The 5234-nt window shown below is 63.0% G+C and carries 6 protein-coding genes; 5 read left to right on the top strand and 1 reads right to left on the bottom strand.

All coding sequences use genetic code 11. The features are described from left to right. The coding region (locus EN935_RS21160) for an alpha/beta hydrolase (protein ID WP_164771237.1) at positions 1-237 on the bottom strand (237 nt) is incomplete at its 3' end. A gap of 190 nt (positions 238-427) precedes the next feature. On the opposite strand from EN935_RS21160, the gene EN935_RS21155 reads away from it, so the two are divergent. From EN935_RS21155 to EN935_RS21135, 5 genes are read left to right on the top strand one after another with little or no spacing between them, the layout of a single operon-like run. Further along, positions 428-1681 carry an ABC transporter substrate-binding protein gene (locus tag EN935_RS21155; protein ID WP_109670307.1) on the top strand — a complete coding sequence of 418 codons (1254 nt, stop codon included), beginning with the start codon at positions 428-430 and terminating at the stop codon, positions 1679-1681. Positions 1682-1684: 3 nt separating this feature from the next. After that, the gene (locus tag EN935_RS21150; protein ID WP_109670308.1) at positions 1685-2422 is read left to right on the top strand and encodes an ABC transporter ATP-binding protein; all 738 of its coding nucleotides are present in this window, start codon (positions 1685-1687) and stop codon (positions 2420-2422) included. Continuing rightward, positions 2419-3132 carry an ABC transporter ATP-binding protein gene (locus tag EN935_RS21145; protein WP_109670310.1) on the top strand — a complete coding sequence of 238 codons (714 nt, stop codon included), beginning with the start codon at positions 2419-2421 and terminating at the stop codon, positions 3130-3132. Before EN935_RS21150 ends, EN935_RS21145 begins: the two co-directional genes overlap by 4 nt. Positions 3133-3142: 10 nt before the next feature. Beyond that, positions 3143-4018 carry a branched-chain amino acid ABC transporter permease gene (locus tag EN935_RS21140; protein WP_127262347.1) on the top strand — a complete coding sequence of 292 codons (876 nt, stop codon included), beginning with the start codon at positions 3143-3145 and terminating at the stop codon, positions 4016-4018. Beyond that, entirely contained in the window at positions 4015-5049 is a 1035-nt protein-coding gene (locus EN935_RS21135; protein WP_127262346.1) for a branched-chain amino acid ABC transporter permease, read from the top strand. Before EN935_RS21140 ends, EN935_RS21135 begins: the two co-directional genes overlap by 4 nt. The last annotated feature ends 185 nt before the right edge of the window (positions 5050-5234 follow it).

Below are 5234 nucleotides of genomic sequence, written 5' to 3'. Positions count from 1 at the left end.
GCCTTCCATGCTGTAGGAACGCTCCGGATCGATCGCATCGCCGGACGCTCCATGGCCGGGCAGGTCGGGAGCGATGATGTGGTAGCGCTCGCCTAGCGGGCTCTCCAACTGGTTGCGGAAAACGGCGCTGGAAGACGAATTGCCGTGGATCAGCATGACAGTGGTTTCCTGGCCGCCGGTCTGGCGCACCGCGATCTTGCCGTGGCTGGTTTCAAGGGTCTTCTGCGAGATCGTCATTGTCGGCTCCGTCTGGAATTGCCCTGTTTTGAAGCAGCTGCGCAACAAAGCGCCACTGTCTCCCATGTCCCGCCGGTAAACATTTCTCGGTCAGGTTACGCTGAAAAATCCTTTTCAAATAAGAACAATTATGCGTAGATTGTCAATTATCCAACTCCCGATGAACGGGAGGAAAACAGGGAACAGCACGATGAAGCCGAAATCCGCCGCAAGTCGAATCCGCCATATCCTGATGAGCACGACGCTGATCGGCATGTTTGCCGCATCAGGCGCGCCCGCTTTCGCCGAGGTCGTCAAGATCGGCCTGCTTGCGCCGCTAACCGGCCCGGCCGCGGCGGACGGCCAGGAGTTCCAGCGTGGCGTGCAGATGGCCATCGACGAGGCGAACGCAGCCGGCGGCGTTGCCGGGGATACGTTCGAACTGGTGGTCGGCGACGTCAAGGATCAGTCCGCCGGCAACGTCACCAGTGCGGTCGAGCGCCTGCTTGGCGATCCGGGCGTGCATTTCATGCTGACGGGCTATGCCAGCCTGACCAATTTCGAGATCGACAACATGGCCGAGGCTGACATGCCTTACATGCTGGCGGCCACCTCGCAGCAGACCCGGGACATCATCGCACCGAGCCCCGACAAATACATGTGCTGCTGGTCGCTGACGCCTTCCTTCGACGCCTACAACACCGACGTCACCCTGTTCGTCGAGAAGCTCGCGGCCGACGGCAAGATCACCTTGCCAACCAAGAAGGTCGCCATCATCTCCTCCGACAATGCCTATTCGAAGACCATCTCCGAAGGCATGAAGAAGACCTTCAAGGAGAAGGGCTGGACCATCACTGTCGACGAGATCGTGCCCTTCGGCGAAGTGACCGACTGGCGTTCGATCCTGGCCAAGGTGCGCGAGAACGTTCCCGACGTCGTCATCAACACCGACTATCTGCCGGGCAATTCGGCGTCCTTCCTCAACCAGTTCCTCGAGCAGCCGACCAAGAGCCTCGTCTTCCTGCAATATGCACCGAGCGTTCCGGAATTCGTCGAACTGACCGGCAAGAAGTCGGATGGTGTCATCTACAATCTGCTCGGTGGCGCGCTGACGACGCCAAAGAACCCGCGCGCCGATGAGGTGGCGGCCAAGTTCAAGGCAAAATACGGCGTCGAGAGCGGCACCTATGGCGTTGGTCTCTACGAAATGACCAATGTCTATTTCGACGCGGTCAAGAAGGCCGGCGGCGCATCCGACCATGCGGCGATCATGAAGGCGCTGTCGGAGACCGACAAGCAGGTCGCTGAAGGGCGGCTGAAATTCGATCCCGCCACCCACCTTGCCACGCAGGGCGACGACTACATCCCGATCACCTTCTTCCAGATCTGGGATGGCCAGCGCACGCTGATCTCGCCTGAGAAATACGCCACCGGCGCCTTCAAGCTCCAGCCCTGGATGAAGTGAGGAATGGCCCTGCTTGAACTGGACGACGTGTCGAAGGCCTTCGGTTCGCTGAAGGCCGTCGACGGCGTGTCGTTCAAGGTCGAGGCCGGCGAGATCTTCGGCATAGCCGGCCCGAACGGCAGCGGCAAGAGCACGCTGTTCAACATCATCACTGGCATCCCGTTTGGCCCTGACCGGGGCAGCATCCGGTTTGACGGAAATGCCATAAACGGCAAATCGGGACACGCTATCGCGCGCCTCGGCCTTGCCCGTACGTTTCAGCGCGAGACCAGCTTCGACGGGTTGACCGTGTTCGAGAACACGCTGATCGGCGCCAGCTACGGCAAGCAGGAAAAAACGGCGGCAACGGCCCGCAATGCGGCCGCCGAGGCGCTGGAGTTCGTCGGCCTGGGGTCCGCTTCCTTCGGGCGGCTTGCCGGCGAATTGTCCGTCTTCGAGCGCAAGTGCCTGATGCTTGCCACCGCGATCGCCATGCAGCCGCGCATGCTCTTGCTTGACGAACCGGCGTCGAGCCTGACCAAGCCCGAGATCGAGACATCGATCGGCCTGATCCGTCGCACCGCCGAACGCGGCATCACCATCCTTTTGATCGAACACGTGCTGACCTTCCTGATGAGCCTTTCGCAGCACTTGTTGGTGCTCAACAATGGCCGCGTTCTGGCCGCCGGCGACCCGGCCGGCGTGATTGCCGACCCGCGCGTCATCGAGGCCTATCTCGGCACCAGGAGGTCGGCGGCGTGAACCCCATTCTCAGCGTCGAAGGCGTCACCGCCGGCTATGGCCGCGTCACCGTGCTGCACGATATCTCGCTGGAGGCCGGCCGCTTCGGCAATGTCGGCCTGTTCGGCCCCAACGGCCATGGCAAGACGACGCTGCTGCGCGCCATCTCCGGGCTGTTGCAGCCGAAGAGCGGCCGTATCCGGTTCGACGGGCAGGACATTGTCGGCCACAGCGCGCGCGCCATCGTCGGCGCCGGCCTGATCCATGTGCCGCAAGGCAACCGGCTGTTTCCCGATCTCTCCATCGCCGACTGCATGGCACTCGGCGCCTATTCGCCGCGCGCGCGGCCGCATGAGGCGGAGAACCGCGAAAAGGTGATCAAGCTGTTCCCCAAACTGGCGGAACGCTGGCGCCAGCGCGTGCGCACGCTGTCGGGCGGCGAGCGCCAGATGGTGTCGATCGGCACGGCATTGATGAGCCATCCGCGCCTGCTGATCCTCGACGAACCGACGCTTGGGCTGGCGCCCAAGATCAAGGACGAACTCTGCGCCTCCGTCATGGACATTTCGCGCGGCGGCGTGCCGCTCATCGTCGTCGAGCAGGACATCGAATTCCTGCTCGAGCTGACGCAGCAACTCTACCTCGTCAATCATGGCGCGGTGGCGACCGAGATCAAGCCGGGCGAAAGCCTCGACCACGGCGAGATCATGTCGATGTATTTTGGCCATTAGGAACTTGGGAATGAGCGCATTGGCGGAAATCCTGTTCGGCGGCCTGTTCCAGGGCTCCCTCTACGCCATGATGGCAGTCGGGCTCGCGCTCGTCTGGACGACGATCGGCGTGTTCAATTTCAGCCATGGCGTGTTCATGATGCTGGGCGCCTACATCGCCTGGCAGCTGGTCGAACTCGGCCTGCCGGCGGCGGTCGCCTTTCCGGTCGCCGTCGTCGTCATGGCCGGCGTCGGCTGGATCCTGCAGGCGAGCGTCGTGCGGCCGCTGATCGGTCGGCCCAACATCGTGCTGGTCGTCGTCATCACCACGCTAGCGGCCGGTTCGCTGATCGAGAACGGAGCCTTGACCATCTGGGGGCCGCGCTCGAAGCAGATCCCTCCCCTGATCGCCGGCAACACCACCATCGGCGGCGTCGGCGTGTCGCTGCACCAGATCGCCATCATCGTCATCACGCCGCTGATCCTGGCCGCACTGTGGATGTTCCTCAACCGCACACGGCTCGGGCTGGCGCTGCGCGCCGTGGCGCAGAACGAAGACGCCAGCCACCTTGTCGGCCTCAATGTCACCGCGCTCTACGGGTTGGCCTTCGCCATCGCCGCCTCGCTGGCCGGGCTGGCCGGTATCTTCATGGGCGGCTACCGCTTCATGTCGCCGGTGATGGGCAGCGATCCGCTGCTCAAGGCGCTGATCGTCGTCGTTTTCGGCGGCATATCGAGCATCTCGGGACCGATCTTCGCCGCCTATCTGATCGGCTTCTTCGAAGCCGCCTGCAGCTATTATTTCGGCTTGTACTGGACACCGGCGCTGCTGTTCGGCGTGCTCATCCTGACCCTGATGGTGCGCCCCGAGGGCATTTTCGCCAGCCGCTCCCGAGGCCTTGCATGACCGACACGACATCGCCGATGACCCTTGGCCACGCAGAGGCGGCAACCCCGATCGCCCCCGGCCGCACGCCCTGGAAGCAGGAGGCCATCGGCTTCGTGCTCGGCTTCGCCCTGTTGGCGCTGCTGCCGTTGATCTTCGGCGACACCTATGCCCGCCACATCCTGATCATGGCCTTCATCTATGCGATCGTCGCCTCGAACTGGGATCTCAGCCTTGGCTATGGCGGCGTTTTCAATTTCGGCCATCTGGCGCTGTTCGGCATCGGCGTCTACGCCTACAGCCTGCTCACCAAGCTGGCCGCATTCGACCCATGGATCGCGCTGTTTGCCAGCGGTGTCATCGCCACATTGGCGGCGATCCTGGTGACCATCCCGATCCTGCGGCTGAAGGGCATCTACATCATCCTGGTCACTTTCGGCTTCGCGCAGCTGGTGATGCAGGTGATCATCAGCCAGTCCGCCATCACCGGCGGCACGCAAGGGCTGGTGCGCATTCCCGGCCTCTACGTCTTCGACCACAACATGGTCCGCGACGGCAAATCAGCCTATTTCTACATCGCACTGGCGCTGCTGGTGGCGAGCACCCTGTTCCTGCGCGTGTTCGTGCGCTCACGCGCCGGGGCCAGCATCGTCGCCTTGCGCGACAATGAGGAATACGCTATCAGCCGCGGCGTCTCGATCGTGCGCCAGCGCATGCTGACGCTTGCCGCGAGCGCCTTCTTCACCGGCGTCGCCGGCGCCTTCTACGCTGCCTACCAGCGCAATGCCTCGATCGACGTGTTCGGTATGAGTCTGGCGACCATCATCCTGTCGATGGTGCTGCTTGGCGGCACCAGCACCATTTACGGCGCCATCATCGCGTCTTTCGTGCTGACGATCTTCGCCGAATGGATGGCTGATTTCGGCGCGTGGCGGCCGATGATCACGGCGGTGCTGATCATCGGCGTGATGCTGGCCTACCCGAGCGGGCTGGTCGGCATGATCAAGGCTTCATGGGGCGCTGTCGCCGGACGCCTGAAGCGCCCGGCCTGATAGTTTCGGAATAGCGGCTCCGCCTCAGCGGATGCCGCACCAGTCGATGACCGAAGCGGCGATCACCTTGGCGGTCTCGACGACAGATTCGACCTCGACATACTCGTTCGACCCATGAAACCCATCGCCCGACGGACCGAAGATGACGCCGTCGACACCAGCGCCGGCATAGTGCGCCGCATCGC

Origin of the sequence: Mesorhizobium sp. M7D.F.Ca.US.004.03.1.1 (genome assembly GCF_003998635.1) — a bacterium.
GTDB classification, from domain to species: domain Bacteria; phylum Pseudomonadota; class Alphaproteobacteria; order Rhizobiales; family Rhizobiaceae; genus Mesorhizobium; species Mesorhizobium loti.
The sequence above is the reverse complement of the archived record's forward strand: the minus strand, read 5'-3'. Positions and strand labels throughout refer to the sequence as shown.